The following is a 24,552-nucleotide window of genomic DNA, read 5'->3' on the forward strand; positions in this document are numbered from 1 at the left end:
GAGTTCGGTTGCGATGCGAGTCGGACTGTTCCTCAACGAGCCCCAGGGCCAGGACCCCATCGCCGAGCTGCGGGAGTCGATGGCCCGAGCCGCGGACGACGGGTTCGCCTCCGCCTGGATGTCCAACATCTTCGGGCTCGACGCGATCACCGCGCTGGCCGTGGCGGGCAGCCAGGTGCCCGGCATCGAGCTCGGCACCGCGGTCGTGCCGACCTACCCGCGCCACCCGGCGGCGCTGGCCCAGCAGGCGCTGACGGCCAACGCCGCCCTCGGCGGCAGGCTCGCGCTCGGCATCGGCCTGTCGCACAGGATCGTCATCGAGGACATGTTCGGCTACAGCTACGAGCGGCCCGCCCGGCACATGAAGGAGTACCTGGACATCCTGCTGCCGCTGACGCGCGGCGAGAAGGCCCAGGTCAACGGCGAGACGCTGCGGGCGAACATCCGGCTCGGCGCCGCCGGCACCGGCCTGCCGGTGCTGATCGCCGCGCTCGCGCCCCGCATGCTGGAGCTGGCCGGCTCCATGACCGACGGCACCGTGCTCTGGATGACCGGCCCCAGGACGGTCGAGGAGCACGTCGTGCCCGCCATCACGCGGGCCGCCGAGCGCGCCGGCAGGCCCGCGCCCCGCGTGGTGTGCGCGCTGCCGGTCTGCGTCACCGACGACCCCGCCACGGCCAAGGCCCGTGCCGCCGAGGTCTTCTCGGTGTACGGCCGGCTGCCCTCCTACCGGGCGATGCTCGACAGGGAGGGCGCGGCGGGACCCGGCGACGTGGCGATCGTCGGGGACGAGGCCGAGGTGCGCGCCCAGATCGAGGCGCTCGGCCGGATCGGGGTCACCGACTTCGTGGCCGCCGAGTTCTCCGCGCGCGAGCGCACCAGGGAACTCCTCAAGAGCCTCCGCTGACCGGCCGGTCTGGCGGGCACGGCCCGGCGACCAGGGCCCGCTTCGGCCGCCACGACACGGCCTGGACCCCGGCTCGGCGCCCTCGCCGGGGAGGCCGGCCTGGGGTCAGCGCCTGCGCTGGGTCAGGCTGAACCAGTTGCCCGAGTTGTCGCGGAAGAGAGCCTCGATCCCGTAGGGCCGGTCGGCCGGCTCCTGAACGAACTCGACCCCCTTGGCCGACAACTCCTCGAAGGTCTTGTGGCAGTCGTCGGTGGTCAAGACGCCCGGCCCCATCGCCCCCTTGGCGATCACGGACCGCAGCTGGGCCGCTGTCTCCTCGTCGAAGTGCGGCGCGCCGATCGCCGACAGGACGATCGTGATGTCCTGCCGGTCCTTCGGCCCCACCGTCAGCCAGCGGTAGTCGCCGAGCGTGATGTCCTCGCGGACCACCAGCCCCAGCTTCTCGGTGTAGAAGGCCTTCGCCTCGTCCTGGTCGAGCACGTAGACACAGGTGTGGGAGAGCCCGTTGATCATGATGTTCCTCCTCCTATGCGGTCGGGTCCGACGCTAGGGGAGGTCCCGCGGGGGCCGCTTCTCCCAGATTGCTCGAACGGCGGGCGGGTGCACATCAGCACGAAGCAGCCGGGGATCGGGGGAGGGCCGCCCTGCCGTACGGACTCCTCCCTGAAGGCGCTCGGCGAGCGGCCGACCATGGCGGTGAACCGGGAGCTGAACGAGCCGAGGCTGGAGAAGCCGACCAGGACGCAGATCTCGGTGACGTCGAGGTTGGTGGCGCGCAGCAGGTCCTTGGCCCGTTCGATGCGCCGCGAGGTCAGGTAGCGTGCCGGCGTCTCGCCGTAGGCCTGCTTGAAGGAGCGGGCGAAGTGGAAGCGGGAGCAGCCCGCGGCGCCGGCCAGCGCGTCGAGGTCGAGCGGCTCGGCGTAGCGTCGGTCGGCCAGATCACGCGCGCGCCGCAGATGCGGCAGCAGGTCAGGGGCCGTCATGGGGGGAAGCCTACGTAGTTCTCCGCCAGCGTGGTGGCCGCCGCCCTGGAGGAGACCACGTACTCCAGGTGCGACAGCTGCAGCCGCCGGGCGAAGGCGTCGGCCGAGTGGTCGGTGTGCAGGAGCGTGGTCATCCAGTACGAGAAGTGCTCGGCCCGCCACACGCCCCTGAGCCTGGAGGCGGAGTAGCCGTCGAGCAGCGCGGTGGAGCCCTCCTCGTAGCGGGCGGCGATCGCCGCGGCCAGCGCCGTCACGTCGGACACCGCCAGGTTGAGCCCCTTGGCGCCGGTCGGCGGCACGATGTGCGCGGCGTCACCGGCCAGGAAGAGCTTGTCGTGCCGCATCGGCTCGGTGACGAAGCTGCGCATCGGCGTGATCGCCTTCTCCCTGATCGGGCCGTCCTTGAGCGTCCAGCCGTCACGGGTGGCGAACCTGGTGCGCAGCTCGCTCCAGACGCGCTCGTCCGGCCAGGCGGCAACCTGCTCGTCGGGGGCGACCTGGAGGTAGAGGCGGCTGACCTGGGGCGAGCGCAGGCTGTGCAGGGCGAAGCCGCGCTCGTGGTGGCAGTAGATGAGCTCCTCGGTCGAGGGCGCGACGTCGGCCAGCACGCCCAGCCAGGCGAACGGGTAGTCACGCTCGAACACCCGCGCGTCAGGCACGGCGGCGCGCGAGACCCCGTGGAAGCCGTCGCACCCGGCGATCAGGTCGCAATCGAGGGTCTTGAGCACGCCGTTCTCGCGGTAGGTGACGCGCGGCGTGGCCGGATCGACCGCCACGACCTCCGCCTCGAACCTGATCCGGCCCTCGGGCGACAGCGCGATGAGATCTTTCACGATCTCGGTCTGCGCGTAGATCGTGACCGCTTTGCCCCCGGTCAGCTCGCTCAGCGGGATCCGGTGGCCGGCCCCGTCGAAGCGCAGCTCCAGCCCGTGGTGGGTGAGCCCCTCGCGATCCAGCCGGGCGCCCGCCCCCGAGGCCCGCAGCACGTCGACCGTGCCCTGCTCCAGCATCCCGGCCCGCTGCCGGTGCTCGCAGTAGGCGCGGTCGCGGCTCTCGAGCACCACCGCGTCGATGCCGCGCCGTTCGAGCAGGCGGGACAGCACCAGTCCCGCCGGCCCCGCTCCGATGATCGCTACCTGGGTACGCATGCCCTGATCCTCATGGTCGGCCCCCTGTGCTCGTCCGCCGCTCTTCCGGTCAGCGGAACCTCCCTCGCCGGCGCCCGTGTCAGTAGTGGCCGCTGACGTCGCGCGACAGCGCCTTGGCGCTGGTGACCAGCGTGGGCACGACCGCGCGCAGGTCGGCGCGCGGCCGGGTGACGATCGACAGGGCCGCGACCACCTCACCGTCCGCCCCGCGCACCGGAGCCGCCACCGAGCAGGTGCCCAGGGTCATCTCCTCGCGCGTCACCGCCACGCCGATCCTGCGCACCTCGGCCAGGGCGGCGCGCAGCCGGTCGGGATCGGTCACCGTGTGCCTGGTCAGCGCGGGCAGGCCGGCGGCGACGACCGCCTCGGTCACCTGGTCGGGCGCGAACGCCAGCAGCACCCTGCCCACCCCTGTGGCGTGCAGCGGCAGCTCGCCGCCGACCCTGCTGACGGTCGGGACCGAGGCGGGGCCGCGCAGCCGTTCGAGATACAGCGCCTTCAGCCCGCGCCGCACGGCCAGCTGCACGTTGGCGTGCGTGATCTCGTACAGGTCCTCCATGTACGGCAGCGCCAGCTCCCGCAGGTCGGCCGCGGCCGCCGCCTGGGCGCCGATCCGCCACAGCCTGATGCCCACCCGGTAGGCGCCGTCGGGCAGCCGCTCGACGAAGCCGCCCCTGGCCAGCTCGCCCACCAGCCGGTGCCCGGTGGTCAGCGGCAGGCCCGCCCTGCGGCAGATCTCGGTCAGCGTCAGCCGTACGTCGCCGTGGGCGAAGGCGTCGAGGATCGCCATCACTTTTCCGGCGACGCTAACGGGCGGCATGACCGGATATTAACGCTCCGTCACAACCTCGGGCTCGGTGGCCGCCCGCACCTGCTCGACGCTCACCCCCGGCGCGGTCTCGACCAGCCTGAGCCCCTCGGGCGTCACGTCGAGCACGGCCAGGTCGGTGATGATCCGGTCGACGCACGCCGCCCCGGTGAGCGGCAGCGAGCACTCCTTGACGATCTTCGGGACGCCGTCGCGGGTCAGGTGCTCCATGACCACGATCACCCTGCGCGCGCCGTGGACCAGGTCCATCGCGCCGCCCATCCCCTTGATCATCTTGCCCGGCACCGACCAGTTGGCCAGGTCGCCCCGGGCCGACACCTGCATGGCGCCGAGCACCGCCACGTCGATGTGACCGCCGCGGATCATCCCGAACGACAGGGCGGAGTCGAAGAACGCCGCCCCCGGCAGCACGGTGACCGTCTCCTTGCCGGCGTTGATCAGGTCGGGGTCCACCTCGTCCTCGAGCGGGTAGGGCCCCACGCCCAGCACGCCGTTCTCCGAGTGGACCACGACGTCCACGCCGGGCGGGATGAAGGCGGGGATCATCGTCGGCAGCCCGATGCCGAGGTTGACGTAGGTGCCGTCGGTGAGCTCGGCCGCCGCTCTGGCCGCGATCTGCTCCCTTGACCAGGCCATCAGCCGCGCACCGTCCTCTTCTCCACGTGCTTGACCGCCGCCTGCTCGGGCGTCAGCACGACCACCTTCTGCACGAACACCCCCGGCAGGTGCACCTCGTCGGGGTCGAGCTCGCACAGCTCCTCCACCTCCGCGATCGTCACCCGGCCCGCCATCGCCGCCAGCGGGTTGAAGTTGCGCGCGCTCTTGTCGAAGACCAGATTGCCGTGGGCGTCCCCCTTCGCCGCCCTGACCAGCGCGAAATCCGTCCTGATCGACTCCTCCAGCACGTACGGCACGCCGCCGAACTCCCGCACCTCCTTGGCCGGCGAGGCCACGGCCACGCTCCCGTCGGCGGCGTAGCGCCACGGCAGCCCGCCCTCGGCCACCAGCGTGCCGACCCCCGCGGGCGTGTAGAAGGCGGGGATCCCGCTGCCGCCCGCCCTGAGCCGCTCGGCCAGCGTGCCCTGCGGCACCAGCTCCACCTCGATCTCGCCGCCCAGATAGCGCCTGGCCAGCTCCCTGTTCTCGCCGATGTAGGAGCCCGTCGCCCGCGCGATCCGGCCCGCCGCCAGCAGCACCCCGAGCCCGCGCCCGTCGAGGCCGCAGTTGTTCGACACCACGTGCAGCCCGCTCGCGCCCTGCTCGTGCAGCGCCGCGATCAGCACCGCCGGCACGCCGCACAGCCCGAACCCGCCCACGGCCAGCGACGCGCCGTCACCGATGCCGGCGACCGCCTCGGCCGCCGACCCGACCACCTTCCCGACACTCATAGCGCTCACCGTTCCAGCCGGCACCGACAACACCACAGTGTCCTTCCGCAGAGCGGAAGCGGAACTCCCCGGCTTCGCCGGTTGGCGTCCGTTCACATGGAACGGTCACGCGCGGTGAGCGAAACCCGGAGGGGCGTGACGGACCGTGCGGGCCCGTTCGGCCGAAGCGGTTGCCCCCATGGGGCTGGAACTGTTCAATGACCTGCAGGCGGCGCGGTGGGAAGCCGGCCCCGGCCCGCCTTCGTAGACTCCGGCAGGGTGAAGCGCGTGCTGCACGGCATAGACGTGTCCGACTGGCAGGAAACGGTCGACTGGGCCGCTCACGCCGGCAGCGGCGTCGCCTTCGCCTTCGCCAGGGCGAGCGAGGGCGCCACCGGGCTCGACACGTCGTTCGACCGCAACTGGCGGCTCATGCGCGAGCACCGGCTGGTGTGCGGCGCCTACCACGTGGCCAGGCCCCAGGACGACCCGGTCGAGCAGGCCGGCCACTTCCTGCGCACCGTCGAGCGGGCCGGCGGGCTGCACGAGGGCGACCTGCTGGCGCTCGACCTGGAGTCGGCCGACGGGCTGCCGCCCGAGCGGGTGGCCAGGTTCGCCCGGCGCTGGTGCCGGCAGATCGACAAGCAGGTGGGCCTGCGACCCCTCATCCACACCTTCCAGTGGTTCGCCGACGAGGGCAACTGCGCCGGCCTGGGCGACCATCCCCTCTGGATCGCCGCGCCGGGGAAGGCGATGGGGGAGCCCGTCGTGCCCCGGCCGTGGCGTGAGTGGGCCATCCACCAGTACGCCAACGTCCCCGTGGACCGCGACGTCTTCCACGGCAGCCGCCAGGACCTGACCAGGCTGGGGTATCACCCGCGATAGCATCGGTGTTCACCGTCGAAACCGTGCTATTCAAGGAGTCACCGTGTCAGCCGAGCTGCATATCACCCTCGCCGGAGCCGAGCGTGTGGTCGCGGCCGGCACGACGTACGGCGAGGCGCTCGAGGCCGACGGCCGCACCGTCATCGCCGCCCGCGTCGGCGGCGAGCTTCGCGACCTGGCCGCACCCGTCCGTGACGGCGACGTGATCGAGCCGGTCCAGATCGGCAGCGACGACGGCCGCGCCATCCTGCGCCACTCCACCGCCCACGTCATGGCGCAGGCGGTGCAGGAGCTGTTCCCCGAGGCCAGGCTGGGCATCGGCCCGCCGGTCGAGAACGGCTTCTACTACGACTTCGACGTCGAGCAGGCCTTCCACCCCGACGACCTCAAGCGCATCGAGAAGCGGATGCGCGAGATCGTCAAGCAGGGGCAGCTGTTCGCGCGGCGCGAGGTGTCCGACGACGCCGCGCGCGCCGAGCTGGCGGCCGAGCCGTACAAGCTGGAGCTGATCGGGCTCAAGGGCGGCGCCGCGGCCGCCGAGGACGGCGCCGGCGTCGAGGTCGGCGAGGGCCAGCTGAGCATCTACGACAACCTCGACCCGAAGACCGGCGAGCTGTGCTGGAAGGACCTGTGCAGGGGTCCCCACCTGCCCTCGACCAGGGTCATCCCGGCCTTCAAGCTGATGCGCTCGGGCGGCGCCTACTGGCGGGGCAGCGAGAAGAACCCGCAGCTGCAGCGCATCTACGGCACCGCGTGGGAGAGCCGCGAGAAGCAGGAGGAGTACCTCCACCTGCTGGAGGAGGCCGAGAAGCGCGACCACCGCAAGCTGGGCGCCGAGCTCGACCTGTTCTCCTTCCCCGAAGAGCTCGGCTCGGGCCTGCCGGTCTTCCACCCCAAGGGCGGCATCATCCGCAGGGAGATGGAGACCTACTCCAGGCGCAGGCACGAGGAGGCGGGCTACTCCTTCGTCAACTCCCCGCACATCACCAAGGGCCACCTGTACGAGGTCTCCGGTCACCTCGACTGGTACCGCGACGGCATGTTCCCGCCCATGGAGGTCGAGGGCGCCGACTACTACCTCAAGCCGATGAACTGCCCCATGCACAACCTGATCTTCGGGGCGCGCGGCAGGTCCTACCGCGAGCTGCCGCTGCGGCTGTTCGAGTTCGGCACCGTCTACCGCTACGAGAAGTCGGGCGTGGTCCACGGCCTGACCAGGGTGCGCGGCCTCACCCAGGACGACGCCCACATCTACTGCACCCGCGAGCAGATGAAGGACGAGCTGGCCTCGGCGCTGCGCTTCACGCTGAGCCTGCTGCGCGACTACGGCCTCGAGGACTTCTACCTCGAGCTGTCGACCAAGGACCCGGACAAGTTCGTCGGCTCCGACGAGGTCTGGGAGGAGGCGACCCGCACGCTGCGCGAGGTCGCCGAGGGCGAGAAGCTCGAGCTGGTGCTCGACCCCGGCGGCGCCGCCTTCTACGGCCCGAAGATCTCCGTGCAGGCCCGCGACGCGATCGGCCGCTCGTGGCAGATGTCGACCATCCAGCTCGACTTCAACCTGCCCGAGCGCTTCCAGCTGGAGTACCAGGCGGCCGACGGCAGCCGCCAGCGGCCCGTCATGATCCACCGGGCGCTGTTCGGCTCCATCGAGCGCTTCTTCGGCGTGCTGGTCGAGCACTACGCCGGCGCCTTCCCGCCCTGGCTGGCCCCGGTGCAGGTGGTCGGCATCCCGATCGCCGACGCCCACGCCCCCTACCTGCTCGACGTCGCCAAGAGGCTGCGCGAGCGGGGGATCAGGGTGGAGGTCGACACCGCCGACGACCGCATGCAGAAGAAGATCCGCAACGCGCAGAAGGCGAAGGTGCCCTTCATGCTGCTGGCCGGCGACGACGACATCGCCAACGGCGCGGTGTCCTTCCGCTACCGCAACGGCGAGCAGAAGAACGGCGTCCCGATCGACGAGGCCGTCGCCGAGATCGTCAACGCCGTGGAGCGCCGCGTCCAGGTCTGAGCGGTCCAGGTCTGAGTAGGGGTCTACTCATGCACGGCCGCCCGCGCCGGGAGACCCTCCTCGGGAAGCGATTCCTGGGGAGGGAACATCCATGCGACTCACGCGCATCCTGGTGGCGGGCGGGCTCGGCCTCGCCGTCCTCACGGCGGTGACCGGCGCCGCGCAGGCGTCGAGCACGGCGGCACCCAAGTGGAAGTGCTCGAACGGCAACGTCTGCCTGTACGACAAGGCCAACGGGGCGACGCTGTTCTGGCAGGAGAGCGAGTGCGGCGTCCACGGCCTGGGCACCGGCTATCTCGGCAGGGCCAGCTCGGTCAGGAACAGGACCGGCTCGACCGTGACGCTCTTCTCGGTCTTCCAGCCCAACGGCGCACCGAACACGCTCGCCGAGGAGATCGTCTCCGTCGACGACAGTGACCGGGTCAACCTCGAGGACGACGAGGACAACGCGACCGCGCTCGTCTACATCCCGTGCGACTGACGCGTCCACGACCGCCCCTGCCGCCACCCGCGGCAGGGGCGGTCCCGTGCCGGCGACCGCTCAGCGGGCGAACAGCTGGAAGGTGACGGCGGGCCGGCCGCCGAACCGCTCGGCGGCCTGGCGGGCGACGCCTTCCAGGAAGGCCCTGCAGTACGCCTCGGGGTTCTCGTCGGTCAGGGCCTCGATGTAGGCGCGGTGCTCCAGCAGCGAGCGCACGCCCACCTCCAGCGTGTCGGTGACGTCCACCGCGTGGGTGGGCTCGTCGGCGCCCGCCACGGCCACCCAGCGCACGCCGTCCCACGGCTCGGGGCCGGCGTCAGGGAAGATCCACCGGTTGCCGGCGTCGCCCGCGGCGTCGAGCACCGCCCTGCCCACCGCCCGGTGGTCGGGGGTGTTCCAGTACCTCCCGCCCCACGTGTCGCCGAAGTTCAGGGTGATCAGCAGCTCGGGCCGGTGCCTGCGGATGGCGGCGGCCAGGTCGCGGCGCAGCGGCAGGCCGTACTCGATGACACCGTCCGGGTGGTCGAGGAACTCCACCTGGTCCACCCCGACGACGGCCGCCGACGCGCGCTGCTCCCGCTCGCGCAGCGGACCCGCCTTGGCCGGGTCGACGGTGTCGATGCCCGCCTCGCCGCGCGTCACGAGCAGGTAGGCCACCTCCCGCCCCTCGGCGGTCCACGAGGCGACGGCCGAGGCGCAGCCGTACTCCAGGTCGTCGGGATGCGCGACGATCGCCAGCGCGCGTCGCCAGTCCTGGGGCATGGGTGCCAGCTGCTCGGCCATCGGCTCCTCCATGATTGTTCTCGGGGTACGGCAAGCGTAACGATCCCGACCAGGTTCTCCGCACCGCAGGAGGACGGTGCTCCCCGCCGACCCTGCCCGCCATGGTCATATGCTGCAGAACATGCAGGAGAGCGAACCGATGGAGCAGGCTGGGGCGGGGTCGCCGGACAACTTCCAGCGGCTGTGGACACCGCACCGGATGGCCTACATCAAGGGGGAGAACAAGCCGAGCGGCGAGGGGGCGGGCGACGGCTGCCCGTTCTGCGAGATCCCCAAGATGAGCGACGAGGACGGCCTGGTCGTCGCCAGGGGCGAGACGGTGTTCGCGGTGCTCAACCTCTACCCCTACAACTCCGGCCACCTGATGGTCTGCCCCTACCGGCACGTCTCCGACTACGACGAGCTGAAGGACGAGGAGATGACCGAGCTGGGCGACTTCACCAGGCGGGCGCTGCGCGCGTTGCGCCGGGCCGGCGGCGCCCAGGGTTTCAACGTCGGCATGAACCTCGGCCACGTCGCGGGCGCGGGCATCGCCGCCCACCTGCACCAGCACGTCGTGCCCCGGTGGGGCGGCGACACCAACTTCATGCCCGTGGTCGCCAGGACCAAGGTGCTGCCGCAACTGCTGCGCGACACCCGCACGATGCTCGCCGACGCCTGGCACGCCCCCGCCTGAGCCGGGATGGCAGCGCGCTCCCCGGGCGCTCCCCTGGCGGTGCCCGGGGAGCGCGTGGCCGCCTACACCTTGGCGAGCGGGCGCTCCTCGGCGGCCGCCGCCCCCGGCAGCGCCGCGATGCCCGCGGACAGCACCAGCGGGATCGCCAGCGCCAGCGCCATGGACAGCACCGCCGCGCCCGAGTCGTTGACCAGGGTGCCGACCACGCCGCTGATGAGCGTGCCGATCAGCCCGGCCTTGAGCGCGGGGGAGTAGTCGAAGGCCGCCGGGAGCACGCCCGCGGTGGCCTGGTCAGGCCGCATGATCGCGTAGACGAGGAAGGCGACCGCGGCGATCACCACCGGCATCAGGGTGGGGCTGAGCAGCGTGCCGAGCATCGCCATCAGCTTGCGGACGATCACGTCGAGCGCCTCGCCGCTGATCACCTGCCCGACGAACCTGCCCAGATGCGACTGCTCGGCCGCCGGGCGCAGGTAGTTGGCCACCGCGAAACCCATCACGGTCACGCCGCCCGCCACGCAGAACGCGCCCAGCTTCCACAGCGAGATCCGCTTGCCGAGGATCAGCAGCGCGGTCACCGCGATGCCGGGCACGAACGCGATCACCCCGCCGAAGTCGCTGCCCATGCCCGAGCCGCCCAGCACCATCGCGAACGTGCCGAGGACCGCCACCACCGCCGCCCCCCACGGCCGTGACAGCCGGTGCGCGATCACCGTGGAGGTCAGCAACGTGCCGGTGGCCAGCAGCGCGAACGGGATGTTGCCCAGGCCGTAGTAGCGGGCGCCCTGCTCGGCGCTGAAGCCCATGAAGCTGTTTAGCTGCAGGGTGGTGCCGGTCAGCAGGTCCCCGGCCAGGGTGACCGCCGTGACGCCCGCGACCACCGCCAGCGGGCCGAGCGGGCTGCGCCGCCACGGCCCGGCGAAGGCCGCGACCGTGATCACCACCAGCCAGGCCAGCATGCCGCCGAACAGCTCCAGATGGGTCGACCACGGCAGCAGGTTGACCAGGATCGAGGTGATGGGGATCGCCGCCAGCGTCACCGCCGCCAGCCGTACCCAGGACAGGCCCTTACGGCGGCGCAGCAGCACGAACGCCACCGCGTAGAACAGCACCTGCAGCACCGCGAGGGCGATGAAGTAGTAGCCCTTCACCGAGCGCATCGTCTGGGCCGTCTGGTCGGACTCGGCCATCCGCTCGAACGTGGCGCCCGGCCCGTTGACCCGCATGACCTGGCCGACGACGCTGTCGGGAACGGGGACGCCCAGCCTGGTCAGCACGGTGGTGGTCAGGTCGGGCAGGATCGAGATGTCCTCGCGCCGGGTCGAGGCCGCGCCGAGCGCGTGCCCCTGCGCCCCCGGCTGCCGGAGGGCGGCGACCCGCAGGTGCGGCACGGAGCCGTGGTCGGACATCCCCACCAGCAGGATCGTGGTGTCCTGGGGCAGGACGGCCAGCAGCGCGCCCGCCTTGGCGTCGGCCAGGCGCAGCGCCGCGCGCCGCTCCTGGGCCGACAGCTTGTCCGGGACGGTCGGCAGCTTGCCGTCGTCGGAGATGTAGGGCCTGATGAGGTCGTCGACGTCCATGGCGACCAGGCGGCAGCGCTCCAGATCGGCCGCCTTCACCGCGAGGGGCGAGGCGTAGTAGGTGGCCACGGCGCCCTTGCCGTCGGCCAGCCCCAGGGCCGCGCCGGGACCGACGGCGATCGCGCACCGGCCCGCCTTGGCCAGCGTGTCGCCCAGCAGTCCCGCGTAGCGCTGCCCGGCCACCTCGTGCAGGTAGTCGTAGTCGGGGATGACCGCGCCGCTGCCCTGCTGCTCGGGCATGGGCGGCGGTCCGCACCGGTAGCCGGAGGCCGAGCGGATGCCCGCCGACACCGTCAGCCAGCCGTCGTAGGGGCAGGTGATGTTGCCGACCGTGCGCACCGACATCGAGCCGATGGCGCTGCCGCGGGCCAGCTCCCACAGGTTGGGCGTGTCGGCCTGGGACAGGTCGTTCCAGTGCAGGCCGGACACGCCGATGAGGGCGACCCGCTCGCCGTCCGGAGCCTGCGCGCGGTCCGACGCGTGCGCGGGGGCCCACCCCAGCAGCATCTGGCTGACCAGCACGGCCAGCATCAGCAGGGTCCGCCTCACGCACGACCTCCCGAGACTCGACTTCGTCGGAGGGCACGCTACACCGGCTCGTCGCTGTCAGGTGACGAGCTCGGCACACCGCCACCCTATGCGGGCGCGCACGCGCACCGGGGTGTCGCCCCCGCGCACGGCTCGGGCGCCGGGCCGCGCGGGGCCAGCCCGCGCGTCCGGGGAGCCTCCCGTGGCGGGGTTCCCGCGCCACGCGGGCGCGTGGCGCGGCCTGCCGGCCGTACCGGCGGATCCGGGGACGGATCAGGCCGGGGAGACCGCCGCCTCGGCGGGCTTGCTCTCACGGGTCAGCGGGTCCAGGGCTGTGACCTGGTAGGTGCCGGGCTTCTGGGCCGTGTAGGAGGTGCCGGTGACGATGGCGACCAGGTTGCGCGAGTCGGTCGACTGGCAGCTCTGCCCCGAGGCGGGCACCCGGTAGACGGCGTAGGAACGGGCGCCCTCCACCGGGCTCCAGGTCAGCGCCGCACCCGACGCCTTCAGCCCCGACGGCTTGGCCGGCGCGTCACCGCCCTTGGGCGCCGGCAGCAGGGCCGGACGGGCGTAGTGCTCCTTGGACAGGCGGTCCATGGCCTTCAGCGGGTTGGCCAGGACGTTCTTGGCGCTGAAGTAGACGTCGCCGTCGATCTCGGGGTACTTGCGGTTGAACGCCAGGTGCGCGGGCATCTCACCCGGCTTGGTCCAGGTCGCGACGTCTCGCGCGCCGACCCGGTAGAGGCCCTGGCCGATGTACAGGCGCACGTCGGTGCCCTTGACCTCGTTGGCCCACCAGGCGGCCAGCACGTTGTAGTCGGCCGCCTTGAACCCGCGCGGCCAGTAGAGCTGCGGCATGACGTAGTCGACGGTGCCGGACTTGATCCACGCCCTGGCGTCGGCGTAGATCGAGTCGTAGGCGGACATGCCGGAGGTGGCCGAGCCCGTCGGGTCCTGCGCCTTGTTGCGCCAGATGCCGAACGGGCTGATGCCGAACTTCACGTCCTTCTTGGTGTCGTGGACGGCCTTGTGCACCTGGGCGACGAGCGTGTTGACGTTGTCGCGGCGCCAGTCGGCGAGCTTGGCGCCCTTGCCGTACTTCCGGAACGCGGCGGTGTCGTTGAACATGGGGGCCGCGCCCGGGTAGGGGTAGAAGTAGTCGTCGAAGTGGACGCCGTCGACGTCGTAGCGCTTGACCACGTCGGTGACGACCTTGACGACGTGCTCGCGGACCTGGGGCAGGCCCGGGTTGTAGTAGTACTGCTCGCCGTACTTCACCAGCCAGTCGGGGTGCTGCCGGGCGGGGTGGGCGGCGGGCAGCCGGCCCAGGTTGGCGTCGTAGGCGGCGCGGTACGGGTTGAACCAGGCGTGGAACTCCAGGCCGCGCTTGTGCGCCTCGGCGGTCAGGAACGGCAGCGGGTCCCAGCCGGGGTTCTTGCCCGGCGTGCCGGTGAGGTACTGCGACCACGGCTCGTGCGGCGACTGGTACAGCGCGTCGGAGGCGGGCCGCACCTGCACGAACACCGCGTTGAGGTTGCGCTTGACCGCGTTGTCGAGGATCTTGACGTACTCGGCCTGCTGCCGGGCGGGGCTGAGGCCGGTCGCGGAGGGCCAGTCGATGTTCTTGACCGTGGCGATCCAGACGCCGCGCAGCTGGCGCTTGGGGTATCTGACGTCGGCGACGCACTTCTTGACCGCCTTGGTGGCGGGCTTGGCCTTCGTCTGGGGAGCAGCGGCCTCGGCTCCTGGTCCGCCGAAGGAGTAGGCGGCGGCGGTGGCGGCGATCGCGACAGCGGCGGCGGCGAGAAGAGGTCGTCCGGTACGCATAGTCCCCCAGTGTGACATCGCCACCGGGGTGCTTCGACCAAAAATCGCAATGGATTTGTGATCCTAGTGTGACTCAGGGGGAGGGCGTTACCCTCCCCCTGTCGAGGGGCGTCAGTCCTGAGCCGTCACCTTCTCGGTCAGATGCGAGGGCAGGGGCTCGTAGCGCAGGAACGTGCGCTGGAAGGTGCCCGTCCCGTGCGACATGGACCGCAGGTCGATCGCGTAGCGGGTGATCTCCAGTTGCGGCACCTCGGCCTTCACCAGCGTCCGCCCCGTGCCGACGGGCTCGGTGCCCAGCACCCGGCCACGCCGCGAGGACAGGTCGGACATCACCGAGCCGACGTGCTCGTCGGCCACCAGCACCGCGATCTCGTCGACCGGTTCGAGCAGCAGCGTCGGCACCTTGGCGGCGGCCTCCTTCAGCGCCAGCGAGCCGGCGATCTGGAAGGCCATGTCGGAGGAGTCGACCGAGTGCGCCTTGCCGTCGTAGAGCGTGACCCGCAGATCCACCATCGGGTACCCGGCCAGCACCCCCCGCTCCATCTGCGTGCGCACGCCCTTCTCCACCGACGGGATGAACTGGCGGGGGACCACGCCGCCGACGATCTTGTCCACGAACTCGAAACCCCCGCCGGAGGGCAGGGGCTCGACCTCGAGGTGGCAGATCGCGTACTGGCCGTGGCCGCCGGTCTGCTTGACGTTGCGGCCCATGGCCTGGCACCTGCCGCCGAACGTCTCGCGCAGCGGCACCCGCAGGTCGACCCGTTCGACCTCGACGCCGTGGCGCTTGGCGAGCCGGTCGAGCAGGACGTCGGCGTGCGCCTCGCCCATGCACCACAGCACCAGCTGCCGGGTCTCGGCGTTGTTCTCCAGCCGCAACGTCGGGTCCTCGGCCACCAGCCGGGCCAGGCCCTGCGACAGCTTGTCCTCGTCGGCCTTCGACCTGGCCCTGATCGCCACCGGCAGCAGCGGGTCGGGCATGCTCCACGCCGTCATGAGCAGCGGCCGCTCCGGTTCCGACAGCGTGTCGCCTGTCTCGGCCCGCGACAGCTTGGCCACCGCGACGATGTCGCCCGCCATGCCCTTGGCGATGGTGCGCTGCTGCTTGCCCAGGGGGCCCGTCAGCGTGCCGATGCGCTCGTCGACGTCGTGGTCCTCATGCCCTCTGTCGGCCAGGCCGTGCCCGGAGACGTGCACGGTCATGTCGGGGCGCAGCGTCCCCGAGAAGACGCGCACCAGGCTGATGCGTCCCACGTAGGGGTCGCTGGTCGTCTTGACCACCTCGGCCACCAGCGGCCCGTCCGGGTCGCACGCCCTGACCTGGACGGGCTTGCCGTCCGGGGTGGTGATCTCGGGAAGCGGGTGCTCGAGCGGCGAGGGGAAGCCCTGCGTGATCACCTCGAGCAGTTCCTGCGCGCCGATGCCGGCGCCGCTGGCGAGCACGGGATAGAACGTGCCGCGGGCGACCGCCTTCTCCAGGTCGTCGATGAGCACCTTGGAGTCGATGGCCTCGCCCGACAGGTACCTCTCCATGAGCGACTCGTCCTCGCTCTCCTGGATGATCCCCTCGATCAGGCTGCCGCGGTACTCCTCGATCCGTGCCTCGTACTCCGCGCCCGGCTCCTTCTCGGCCCGCTCGCCGGTGGCGTAGTTGTAGAACTTCTGCGACAGCAGCCCGATCAGCCCCGCCACCTTCCCGTTGGTCACCACGGGCAGGTAAAGCGGCGCGACCCCGTCACCGAAGATCTCCTGACACTCGCCCAGGACCTGGTCGAAGTCGGCGCGGTGGTGGTCGATCTTGGTGATCACCACGGCCCTGGGCATGCCGACCTGCGCGCACTCCTCCCACAGCATCTGCGTCAGCCCGTCGATGCCGTCGGTCGCCGCGACCACGAACAGCGCGGCGTCCGCGGCGCGCAGCCCGGCCCGCAGGTCGCCCACGAAGTCGGCGTAGCCCGGCGTGTCCAGAAGATTGATCTTGATCCCGTTGTGGACGATCGGCGCGACGGACAGGTTCACCGAGCGCTGCTGGCGCACCTCCACCTCGTCGAAGTCGCTGACCGTGCTGCCGTCCTCCACACGGCCCATCCGCGGGATGGTGCCCGTGGCCGCGAGCAACTGCTCGACCAGGGTGGTCTTGCCCGCTCCCGAATGGCCGACCAGGACGACGTTGCGTATCGCGTCCGCCCTCTCGGCCGCTGGTGCCCTGCCCGCGGCTCCCATGGCCGCGCCGTGGTGCTTGTCAGCCACATCGCCTCCGCTTCCGTGGGACGGAGCCCGCAGGGTACGGCGCGCGCCGCCCAAATCGTCGTTCGATTCAGTGCCGCCGCCCAGCGGAATTACCGCAAAGGACGCGGTTAGTTCACCAAATACCCGTGTGGCGAATATCACAAGGGGGGCGAGGCAAAGAAGTGATGGCGGCCTGCATGGCCTACGATCGGAGCGCGATGCTCAAACTCCTGCGCCCGGCCATGACCCGGATACTCACCCCGCTGGGCAGGGCACTCGTCCGCCGCGGGATAGGCCCGAACGCCGTCACCGCGATCGGCACCACCGGCACCGTGGTGTGCGCCCTGGTCCTCTACCCCATGGGCCAGCTGTGGTGGGGCTCGCTGGCGATCACCGTGTTCGTGCTGTTCGACCTGCTCGACGGCGTCGTGGCGCGGATGGGCGGGGGCGGCGGCAGTACGTGGGGCGCCTTCCTCGACTCCACGCTCGACCGGGTGGCCGACGCGGCCGTCTTCTCCGGCCTGATCATCCACTTCTTCCTCCAGCGCGACCTGCTCATGGCGGGGGTCACGCTGTTCTGCCTGGTCGCCGGCGCGCTGGTGTCCTACGTCAAGGCCAGGGCAGAGGGGCTGGGAGTCGGCTGCGACGTGGGCCTGGCCGAGCGGCCCGAGCGGCTGGTCGTGGGGCTCGTGTCCGCCGGCCTGTCCGGCCTCGGCGTGCCGTACATCCTGGCCTTCGGCATGTGGCTGCTGGCGGCCGCCAGCGCCGTCACCGTCGTCCAGCGGATCGTCCACGTCCGTCGCCAGATTGGAGCCCGATGACCTCCCTCCAGGACCGTGCGGTCGCCGCGGGCTTCGCGGCGGGCTGGACGCTGCTGCCGTACCTGCCGGAGCGGCTGACCGCGGCCGCCTTCACCCTCGTGGCCGACCGGGCCTGGCGCCGGCGGGGCAAGAGCGTGCGCCGCCTCGAGCACAACCTGGCCAGGGTGACCGGGCTGGCCGAGGACAGCCCCGAACTGCGGGCGCTCAGCCGCGCGGGCATGCGTTCCTACCTGCGCTACTTCCACGAGGTCTTCAGGCTGCCGAAGATGCCCGTCGACGAGGTCGTGCGGCGCACCCACGTCACCGGCGACGAGCACATCTGGAACACCGTGGCCGAGGGGCGCGGCGTGGTGCTCGCGCTGCCGCACATGGGCAACTGGGACCAGTCGGGCGCATGGCTGGTCGGCTGCGGGCACCCCTTCACCACGGTGGCCGAGCGGCTCAAGCCCGAGTCGCTGTTCCGCCGCTACGTCGCCTTCCGCGAGGGCCTCGGGATGGAGGTGCTGCCGCTGACCGGCGGCGACGGGCACACGTTCGGCGTCCTCGCGCAGCGGGTGCGCAAGGGCGGCATCGTCTGCCTGCCCGCCGAGCGCGACCTGACCAAGGGCGGCGTCGAGGTGGAGTTCTTCGGCGCCACCACCAAGGTGCCGGTGGGCCCCGCGCTGCTGGCCGTCAAGACGGGCGCCGCGCTGCTGCCGGCGACCATGTGGTTCGAGGGCCCCGACTGGGGTCTGCGCATCCACGAGGAGGTCGAGGTGCCCGACTCCGGCACCCTCCAGGAGCGCACGGCCGCCGTGGCGCAGAGCCTGGTGACGGTGTTCGAGAAGGGCATCGCCGAACACCCCGAAGACTGGCACATGCTGCAGCGCCTGTGGCTGGAGGACCTGAAGTGAACGTCGGCATCGTCTGCCCTTACTCCTGGGACGTGCCGGGCGGTGTCAAACAGCACATCGACGACCTGGCGCAGGCGCTGACGGCCCAGGGGCACCAGGTCTCGGTGATCGCCCCGGCCGAGGAGGACGCCGAGTTGCCGCCGTACGTGACCGGTACCGGCAGGGCGGTGCCGGTGCCGTACAACGGCTCGGTGGCGCGGATGTCGTTCGGCTTCCTGTCGGCGGCCAGGGTGCGGCGCTGGATCCGCGAGAACGACTTCGACGTGCTCCACATCCACGAGCCGCTGGTGCCCAGCCTGGGCGTGCTGGCCTGCTGGGCGGCCAAGGGGCCGATCGTGGCCACCTTCCACGCCTCCTTCAACCGCTCGCGGGCCATCGCGATCGCCGAGCCGATGCTGCGCAGCGCGCTGGAGAAGCTCAGCGGCCGCATCGCCGTCTCCGACGCCGCCCGCAAGAGCCTGGTCGAGCAGTTCGGCGGCGACAGCGTGCTGATCCCCAACGGCGTGACCGTCAGCCGCTACACCCAGGCCGAGCCGCTGCCCGGCTGGGGCCCCGACGGGCGCACGCTCGGCTTCCTCGGCAGGATGGACGAGCCGCGCAAGGGCCTGCCCGTCCTTCTCGAGGCGCTGGAGCAGGTGCCCGACGCGAGGCTGCTCGTCGCGGGCCCCGGCGAGGTGAAGATCCCCAAGTCGATCCGCGACCGCGTCACGCTGCTCGGCATGGTCAGCGAGCAGGACAAGATCCGCGCCTACCACTCCGTCGACGTCTTCGTCGCGCCCAACACCGGCGGCGAGAGCTTCGGCATCGTGCTGGCCGAGGCCATGTCGGCCGGAGCCACCGTGCTGGCCAGCGACATCCCGGCCTTCCGCCGGGTGCTGGGCGACGGGCAGGCCGGCGCGCTGTTCCCCAACGGCGACGCGGCCGCCCTGGCCCACGAGGCGCGCGCCCTCCTCGACGACCCCGAGCGCAGGGCCAAGCTGGCCGACGAGGCGCTGCTCGCCGTGCGCAAGTACGACTGGTCCACGGTCGCCCGCGACGTCGTGCGCGTCTACGAGACCGTCACGGCCGCGGCGGGACGAGTGGAGGAAGACACCGTCGCATGAGCACCACGATCATCGTCCTGCTCGTGGGCATCCTCATGGTGCTCACCGCCGTCTACGTCTCCTGGCGGGCCGGGCGTCTCGACCGGCTGCACATCAGGCTGGAACTGGCCCGCGAGGCGCTCGACGTCGCGCTGGTCCGGCGCGCCGCCGTCGTGCTCGAACTGGCCGGATCCCGTCTGCTCGACCCCGCCACCTCCCTGGTCCTGGCCGCGGCCGCCCACGAGGCCCGTACGGCCGGCCCCGAGGAGCGCGAGCACGCCGAGAGCGACCTGTCCAGGGCGCTGCGCGCGGCCGTCGACCAGGACAGGTTCAGGGAACGCATCAGCGAGTCGCCGGGCGGCCTGTCGCTGCTGGAGGAGCTCGACGCCGCCGTCGCCAAGGTCGTCTACGCCCGCCGCTTCTACAACAACGCGGTCGCCGTGACCCGCACCGCCCAGCGCCGCTGGCTCGCCCGCAGCCTGCGCCTGGCCGGACGCACCGAGTATCCCGAATTCTTTGAGATCGATGACAATCCGCCCGAGACCATGGCAACCGAATGACCCGTTTTAGGGGAGCCCGGTAAGCTTCCTTCCGTTTTCGTGGCCGAGCGGAGGAGTTGAGCAGGTGCGGGTAGCCCGAACGATCGCGGTGACGCTGGCGGTGCTCGCTCCTGTCGCGGCCTGCTCGAGCGGGGGCGGAGCGGCCTCGCCGTCGAAGGCTCCGCAGGCGGCCCCCGTCTCCGCCACGCCGACGCCCGAGGTGAGCAAGCACCCCTTCACGGGCCTGCCGTACGAGGAGCTCGAACCGGTCCTGGCGGTGAAGATCGAGAACACCGCGGCGGGCAAGCCCCAGATGGGGCTGAAGAGCGCGGACATCGTCTACGTCGAGCAGGTCGAGGCCGGCCTCACCCGGCTGATGGCGGTCTTCTCCTCCAAGCTGCCGCCCAAGGTCGGCCCGGTCCGCAGCGCCCGCATCTCCGACCTGCACATCACGCCGCAGTTCGGCAAGCCGGCCTTCGCCTACTCCGGCGTCCAGTCCAAGATGCTGCCGTTCATGGCGGAGGCGTCGCTGTTCGACGTCGGCGACACCCGCAACCCCGGCGCGTTCTTCCGCCAGCCGGGCCGCTTCGCCCCCTACAACCTGTTCGCCAACACCAAGCAGCTGCTGGCCAAGGCGCCCAAGGCGAGCCAGGCCAAGGACATCGGCTTCACCTTCGGCGAGGCCCCCGCCGAGGGCGGCGTGCCGAAGAAGTCGTGGACGGTCAGATGGCCCGCCGCCCGCTTCACCTTCGCCTGGTCGGAGGCCAAGAAGCAGTGGCTCGTCTGGCAGGACGGCAAGAAGGACATGGCGGCCGAGGGCGGCCAGCTCGGCGCCCCCACGATCGTCGTGCAGTACACCAAGACCGAGCGCTCGCAGTTCCACGACAAGAACCAGAGCTACACCCCGCTGGTCCACTCCGTCGGCAAGGGATCGGCCATCGTGCTCCGCGACGGCAAGGCCTACAAGGCCAAGTGGTCGCGGGAATCGGAGGAAGAAGGGACGACGTTCACCACTGAGAGCGGTGAGCCGATGAACTTCGCGCCTGGCCAGGTGTGGATCGCTCTCGCCAGCCGCAAGCCCGTCATTCCTTAACGTACAAAATCCCGCCTCGACCCTGACATGGTGGTGTGTCCGGTCGTGGGGTGTTAAGGACCTACGATGGGCTTGAGAACTTACCGACCTGCCGTTGTGAGGAAGACCGTGTCTACCAGCCCCGTCACCGGAACCGCGCGCGTCAAGCGCGGCATGGCCGAGATGCTCAAGGGCGGCGTCATCATGGACGTCGTCACCCCCGAGCAGGCGAAGATCGCCGAGGACGCCGGGGCGGTCGCCGTCATGGCTCTGGAGCGCGTGCCCGCCGACATCCGCGCGCAGGGCGGCGTCTCCAGGATGAGCGACCCCGACATGATCGACGGCATCATCAACGCCGTCTCCATCCCCGTCATGGCCAAGGCCCGCATCGGCCACTTCGTCGAGGCGCAGATCCTGCAGTCGCTGGGCGTCGACTACATCGACGAGTCGGAGGTGCTGACCCCCGCCGACTACGCCAACCACATCGACAAGTACCAGTTCACCGTGCCGTTCGTGTGCGGCGCGACGAACCTGGGCGAGGCGCTGCGCCGCATCACCGAGGGCGCCGCCATGATCCGCTCCAAGGGCGAGGCGGGCACGGGCGACGTCTCCAACGCCGTCACCCACATGCGCACCATCAGGGGCGAGATCAAGCGCCTCACCTCGCTGCCCGAGGACGAGCTGTACGTGGCGGCCAAGGAGCTGCAGGCGCCGTACGACCTGGTCGTCGAGGTGGCCAAGACCGGCAAGCTGCCCGTGGTGCTGTTCACCGCCGGCGGCATCGCCACGCCCGCCGACGCCGCGATGATGATGCAGCTGGGCGCCGAGGGCGTGTTCGTCGGCTCCGGCATCTTCAAGTCGGGCGACCCCGCCAAGCGGGCGGCGGCGATCGTCAAGGCCACCACCTTCCACGACGACCCCGACGTCGTCGCCAAGGTGTCGCGCGGCCTCGGCGAGGCGATGGTCGGCATCAACGTCGACGAGATCCCGCAGCCGCACCGCCTGGCCGAGCGCGGCTGGTAGGCCCGCCCTCCCGCGACTGAGCGGCATCCCCTCGGGGGTGCCGCTTTTTCGTGCCGCCTCCTCGCCGCGCACTTTTCACGTCGCGCCTACGTCGCGCCGCCCTCTCCTTGCCCCGCGCCCTTTTCACGTCGCGCCTACTTCGTGCCGCCCCCTCTTCGCTCCGCCCCCTCTGCGGGTTCGCGTCGCGCACTCTGCGCGCCGCGCCCTCTTCTTGTTCGTGGTGCGGCCTCTTCGTGCCGCTTCTCGCGCGACCCGGCCGCCCGGCACCCCGGATCCTCGGTGCCCGTCCAGGGCCCTCCACGCCCCGCTCAAGGCCCGGTGACGGCCGGCCCTTTCCGCGTACTGGCTGGTGCTTGGTCATGCGCCTCGCTGAAAGGACCAGCAAGGTCCCGGCCCACCCCAGACCCCGCTCCAAGCTCCCGGCCCCCGGCTCTCTGCCTCCGCGCACTGCCTCTGCCTCCACTCACTGCCTCTGCCTCCGCCCCCGCCCTCCGCCCTCTGCCTCCGCCCTCTGCCTCCGCCCCCGGCCCTCGGCCTCGGCCCGGCGCCGCCCCACGTCCCTTGGCCTCTTGCCACCGGCCCCCCTTGCCCTTGAGCCCAGGGGCCCGGGCTCCCTGCTCCCCGACTCCCGGCCCTTGCCCCCGGCCCGGCCCCAGACCACACCGGCCCGAGCCGGGCACCAGCCCGGGCCGACCCCGGCATCGGCCCTCGACTCCCGCCCTGCCGCCCTTGCCCCCGTCCCGCGGCTTGTGTCCCTTGCTCCCGGCCCGGTCCCGGTCCTGGAACCGGCCCGGACCCCGCCTGGCCTTGGGTGCGGCGGCGTGGGCCCGGACCCCGCCTGGCCTTGGGCGCGGGGCGTGGGCCCGGAGTCCGCTTGGCGGGCGTCAGGGGCGCCGCCGTGCGGGAGCCGCTCCCATCGGTCGCGCGCGCCACCGGTGCGACAGGGGTGGACGGAGGAAATCTCCGTGAATCGCGGCACCCTTGGTAAAAATCGCCTTTTGTGTGACAGATGGCGTTAACCAGTGAGTCATGATCTTGGGCCAGGCTACGGGCGTCCCACCCTAGATCGCCTCGGGAGCACCCGTGTCCAAGCTCAACCGCCGCTCCTTCCTCGTCACCGGGTTAGCTGCGGGCGCCACCGCCGCGCTCCCCGCCGCCGCCTCCGCCACTCCGGCCGACCCGGCCCCCGCCCCAGCCGCCGACCCCGCCACCGAGAGCGCCGCCACCCTGGCCTCGCGCGGTCTCAGGTCGGACCCCTTCACGCTGGGCGTCGCCTCCGGTGACCCCGACCACAGCGGCTTCGTCATCTGGACCCGCCTGGCCCAGCAGCCGCTCGCCGAGGACGGCATGGGCGGCATGCCCCAGCGTCCCTTCCTCGTCCTGTGGCAGGTCTACGCCGACGAGCGCTGTCGACGCGTCGTCCGCGCCGGTGTCGCGACGGCCGCCCCCGAGTGGGGCCACAGCGTCCACGTCGAGGTGGACGGCCTGTCGTCAGGGCGGGAGTACTGGTACCGCTTCCGCGTGGGCCCCTACGTCTCGCCCGTCGGCCGCGCCCTCACCGCCCCGCATCCCCTGGCGTACGGCGGAGCGCTGTCCATGGCGTTCGTCTCCTGCGCGCAGTACGAGCACGGCTACTTCACCAGCTACCGCCGCCTGGCCGAGGAGCACCCCGACCTGATCCTGCACCTGGGCGACTACCAGTACGAGTACACCAAGAACACCTACACCATCCCCGGCGGCAACGTCCGCCACCACGAGGGTCCCGAGACCGAGACGCTCGCCAACTACCGGCAGCGCCACGCGCAGTACAAGGCCGACCCCGACCTGCAGGCCGCCCACGCCGCCGCGCCGTGGCTGGTCGTGTGGGACGACCACGAGCTCGACAACAACTGGGCCGACGAGGTGGCGGAGAAGCCCGAGGTGCCGCAGCCGAACTTCCTGCAGCGCCGCGAGGCGGCCTTCCGTGCCTACTACGAGAACATGCCGCTGCGCCGTACCTCTATCCCGCAGGGCATCGACATGCAGCTCTACCGGCGGATCCGGTGGGGACAGATGGCCACCTTCCACATGCTCGACACCCGGCAGTACCGCGACGACCAGGGGTGCGGCGACGGCTACCGGGACTGCCCGGCGGCGGTGGACCCGGCCCGGTCCATCACCGGCGCGGCGCAGGAGGAGTGGCTGATCAACGGCTTCCACCACTCGCGCGCCCAGTGGGACATCATCGGCCAGCAGGTCTTCTTCGCCCAGCGCGACAACAACGCGGGACCGGCGAAGGTCACCAGCCAGGACGCTTGGGACGGCTACGTGGCCTCCCGGCGGCGCATCACCCAGGGATGGATCGACGCGAAGGTGCGCAACCCGGTCGTGCTCACCGGTGACGTCCACGCTCACTGGGCCAGCGACCTGAAGCTGGACTACGACGACCCGACGGGGCCGTCCGTGGGCGCGGAGCTGGTGGCCACCTCCATCAGCACCGGCGGTGACGGGAAGGACTCCGACCCGGCCACACAGCCGTTCCTGAAGATCAACCCGCACCTCAAGTTCTACAACAACCAGCGCGGATACGTGCTGACGAAGATCGAGCGGGAGCAGATGTCGGCCGACTTCAAGGTCGTGCCCCAGGTGCGGACGCCCGGGTCGGAGGTCTACACCAGGGCGACGTTCGTGGTGGAGGACCGGGTGCCCGGCGTGCAGCAGACGTACCTGCGCCCGATGGACCCGTCGCTGCGCGCGGCGTCCGAGATGACGATCGAGGAGACGGTCCGCCTCGAGACCGAGCGCCCGTAGACCACGCGGGGCCGGCCTCGACGTCCGGAACCCCTGCCGCCTGCCCTCGGGCCCGGTGGCGGGGGTTCTTGCGTGGTTCCCCGCCGCGGCGACCG

22 protein-coding genes are annotated in these 24,552 nt (G+C 71.4%); 12 read left to right on the plus strand and 10 right to left on the minus strand.

Features of this window, described 5'->3' with window-relative positions:
- The first annotated feature begins 13 nt into the window (after positions 1-13).
- Positions 14-907, plus strand: a complete 894-nt coding sequence (locus tag ACWDLG_RS30050) for a TIGR03564 family F420-dependent LLM class oxidoreductase (RefSeq protein ID WP_449926286.1) — start codon at positions 14-16, stop codon at positions 905-907.
- 105 nt (positions 908-1,012) lie between these two features.
- On the opposite strand, the gene ACWDLG_RS30055 is transcribed toward ACWDLG_RS30050, so the two are convergent.
- From ACWDLG_RS30055 to ACWDLG_RS30080, 6 genes are all read right to left on the minus strand, one after another.
- On the minus strand, positions 1,013-1,420 hold the full coding sequence (locus ACWDLG_RS30055) for a VOC family protein (RefSeq protein WP_354912213.1): 408 nt from the start codon (positions 1,418-1,420) through the stop codon (positions 1,013-1,015).
- Complete coding sequence (locus tag ACWDLG_RS30060; protein ID WP_449926290.1) at positions 1,417-1,890, minus strand: helix-turn-helix transcriptional regulator; 474 nt, start codon at positions 1,888-1,890, stop codon at positions 1,417-1,419. The genes ACWDLG_RS30055 and ACWDLG_RS30060 overlap by 4 nt, the downstream gene beginning before the upstream one ends.
- Entirely contained in the window at positions 1,887-3,038 is a 1,152-nt protein-coding gene (locus tag ACWDLG_RS30065) for a 4-hydroxybenzoate 3-monooxygenase (RefSeq protein ID WP_449926293.1), read from the minus strand. Before ACWDLG_RS30065 ends, ACWDLG_RS30060 begins: the two co-directional genes overlap by 4 nt.
- Before the next feature lie 79 nt (positions 3,039-3,117).
- Positions 3,118-3,858, minus strand: a complete 741-nt coding sequence (locus tag ACWDLG_RS30070) for an IclR family transcriptional regulator (protein WP_354912204.1) — start codon at positions 3,856-3,858, stop codon at positions 3,118-3,120.
- A gap of 9 nt (positions 3,859-3,867) precedes the next feature.
- Positions 3,868-4,503, minus strand: coding sequence for a CoA transferase subunit B (locus tag ACWDLG_RS30075; RefSeq protein WP_449926296.1), 636 nt, complete (start codon positions 4,501-4,503; stop codon positions 3,868-3,870).
- Positions 4,503-5,255 carry a CoA transferase subunit A gene (locus tag ACWDLG_RS30080; RefSeq protein WP_449926298.1) on the minus strand — a complete coding sequence of 251 codons (753 nt, stop codon included), beginning with the start codon at positions 5,253-5,255 and terminating at the stop codon, positions 4,503-4,505. The genes ACWDLG_RS30075 and ACWDLG_RS30080 overlap by 1 nt, the downstream gene beginning before the upstream one ends.
- Before the next feature lie 267 nt (positions 5,256-5,522).
- Here ACWDLG_RS30080 and ACWDLG_RS30085 point away from each other — a divergent pair, with 267 nt between their 5' ends.
- The 3 genes from ACWDLG_RS30085 to ACWDLG_RS30095 all read left to right on the plus strand — a co-directional run bounded on the left by ACWDLG_RS30085 (position 5,523) and on the right by ACWDLG_RS30095 (position 8,614).
- Entirely contained in the window at positions 5,523-6,119 is a 597-nt protein-coding gene (locus ACWDLG_RS30085) for a glycoside hydrolase family 25 protein (protein WP_449926300.1), read from the plus strand.
- Between the two features lie 43 nt (positions 6,120-6,162).
- A complete protein-coding gene (thrS, locus tag ACWDLG_RS30090; protein ID WP_449926302.1) occupies positions 6,163-8,133 on the plus strand; it encodes a threonine--tRNA ligase in 1,971 nt (656 codons plus the stop codon).
- Between the two features lie 91 nt (positions 8,134-8,224).
- Positions 8,225-8,614 carry a peptidase inhibitor family I36 protein gene (locus ACWDLG_RS30095; RefSeq protein WP_354912189.1) on the plus strand — a complete coding sequence of 130 codons (390 nt, stop codon included), beginning with the start codon at positions 8,225-8,227 and terminating at the stop codon, positions 8,612-8,614.
- Positions 8,615-8,674: 60 nt separating this feature from the next.
- On the opposite strand, the gene ACWDLG_RS30100 is transcribed toward ACWDLG_RS30095, so the two are convergent.
- Positions 8,675-9,397 (minus strand): PIG-L deacetylase family protein, encoded by a 723-nt coding sequence (locus tag ACWDLG_RS30100; protein ID WP_449926304.1) that lies wholly within the window; start codon positions 9,395-9,397, stop codon positions 8,675-8,677.
- A gap of 121 nt (positions 9,398-9,518) precedes the next feature.
- Between ACWDLG_RS30100 and ACWDLG_RS30105 the strand changes: the two genes are divergently transcribed.
- Positions 9,519-10,073: an HIT family protein gene (locus tag ACWDLG_RS30105; RefSeq protein WP_449926306.1), complete on the plus strand. Its 555-nt coding sequence runs from the start codon at positions 9,519-9,521 to the stop codon at positions 10,071-10,073.
- Positions 10,074-10,135: 62 nt separating this feature from the next.
- On the opposite strand, the gene ACWDLG_RS30110 is transcribed toward ACWDLG_RS30105, so the two are convergent.
- The 3 genes from ACWDLG_RS30110 to ACWDLG_RS30120 all read right to left on the minus strand — a co-directional run bounded on the left by ACWDLG_RS30110 (position 10,136) and on the right by ACWDLG_RS30120 (position 16,258).
- Entirely contained in the window at positions 10,136-12,202 is a 2,067-nt protein-coding gene (locus ACWDLG_RS30110; RefSeq protein WP_354912181.1) for a hypothetical protein, read from the minus strand.
- Between the two features lie 252 nt (positions 12,203-12,454).
- Positions 12,455-14,008, minus strand: coding sequence for a glycoside hydrolase family 10 protein (locus ACWDLG_RS30115; RefSeq protein WP_449926309.1), 1,554 nt, complete (start codon positions 14,006-14,008; stop codon positions 12,455-12,457).
- Between the two features lie 111 nt (positions 14,009-14,119).
- Positions 14,120-16,258, minus strand: a complete 2,139-nt coding sequence (locus ACWDLG_RS30120; RefSeq protein ID WP_449926311.1) for an elongation factor G-like protein EF-G2 — start codon at positions 16,256-16,258, stop codon at positions 14,120-14,122.
- A gap of 176 nt (positions 16,259-16,434) precedes the next feature.
- Between ACWDLG_RS30120 and pgsA the strand changes: the two genes are divergently transcribed.
- The 7 genes from pgsA to ACWDLG_RS30155 all read left to right on the plus strand — a co-directional run bounded on the left by pgsA (position 16,435) and on the right by ACWDLG_RS30155 (position 24,457).
- On the plus strand, positions 16,435-17,058 hold the full coding sequence (gene pgsA / locus ACWDLG_RS30125) for a phosphatidylinositol phosphate synthase (protein ID WP_449926314.1): 624 nt from the start codon (positions 16,435-16,437) through the stop codon (positions 17,056-17,058).
- The gene (locus ACWDLG_RS30130; protein WP_449926317.1) at positions 17,055-17,951 is read left to right on the plus strand and encodes a phosphatidylinositol mannoside acyltransferase; all 897 of its coding nucleotides are present in this window, start codon (positions 17,055-17,057) and stop codon (positions 17,949-17,951) included. The genes pgsA and ACWDLG_RS30130 overlap by 4 nt, the downstream gene beginning before the upstream one ends.
- Positions 17,948-19,054 carry a glycosyltransferase family 4 protein gene (locus tag ACWDLG_RS30135; protein ID WP_449926320.1) on the plus strand — a complete coding sequence of 369 codons (1,107 nt, stop codon included), beginning with the start codon at positions 17,948-17,950 and terminating at the stop codon, positions 19,052-19,054. Before ACWDLG_RS30130 ends, ACWDLG_RS30135 begins: the two co-directional genes overlap by 4 nt.
- Positions 19,051-19,593 (plus strand): hypothetical protein, encoded by a 543-nt coding sequence (locus tag ACWDLG_RS30140; protein WP_354912168.1) that lies wholly within the window; start codon positions 19,051-19,053, stop codon positions 19,591-19,593. Before ACWDLG_RS30135 ends, ACWDLG_RS30140 begins: the two co-directional genes overlap by 4 nt.
- Before the next feature lie 64 nt (positions 19,594-19,657).
- Positions 19,658-20,665, plus strand: coding sequence for a DUF3048 domain-containing protein (locus ACWDLG_RS30145; protein WP_449926324.1), 1,008 nt, complete (start codon positions 19,658-19,660; stop codon positions 20,663-20,665).
- Positions 20,666-20,731: 66 nt separating this feature from the next.
- Positions 20,732-21,667, plus strand: coding sequence for a pyridoxal 5'-phosphate synthase lyase subunit PdxS (pdxS, locus tag ACWDLG_RS30150; RefSeq protein ID WP_449926327.1), 936 nt, complete (start codon positions 20,732-20,734; stop codon positions 21,665-21,667).
- Positions 21,668-22,750: 1,083 nt separating this feature from the next.
- Positions 22,751-24,457, plus strand: coding sequence for an alkaline phosphatase D family protein (locus tag ACWDLG_RS30155; protein ID WP_449926330.1), 1,707 nt, complete (start codon positions 22,751-22,753; stop codon positions 24,455-24,457).
- Positions 24,458-24,552: the final 95 nt, after the last annotated feature.

Source organism: Nonomuraea sp. NPDC003727, from assembly GCF_053586935.1.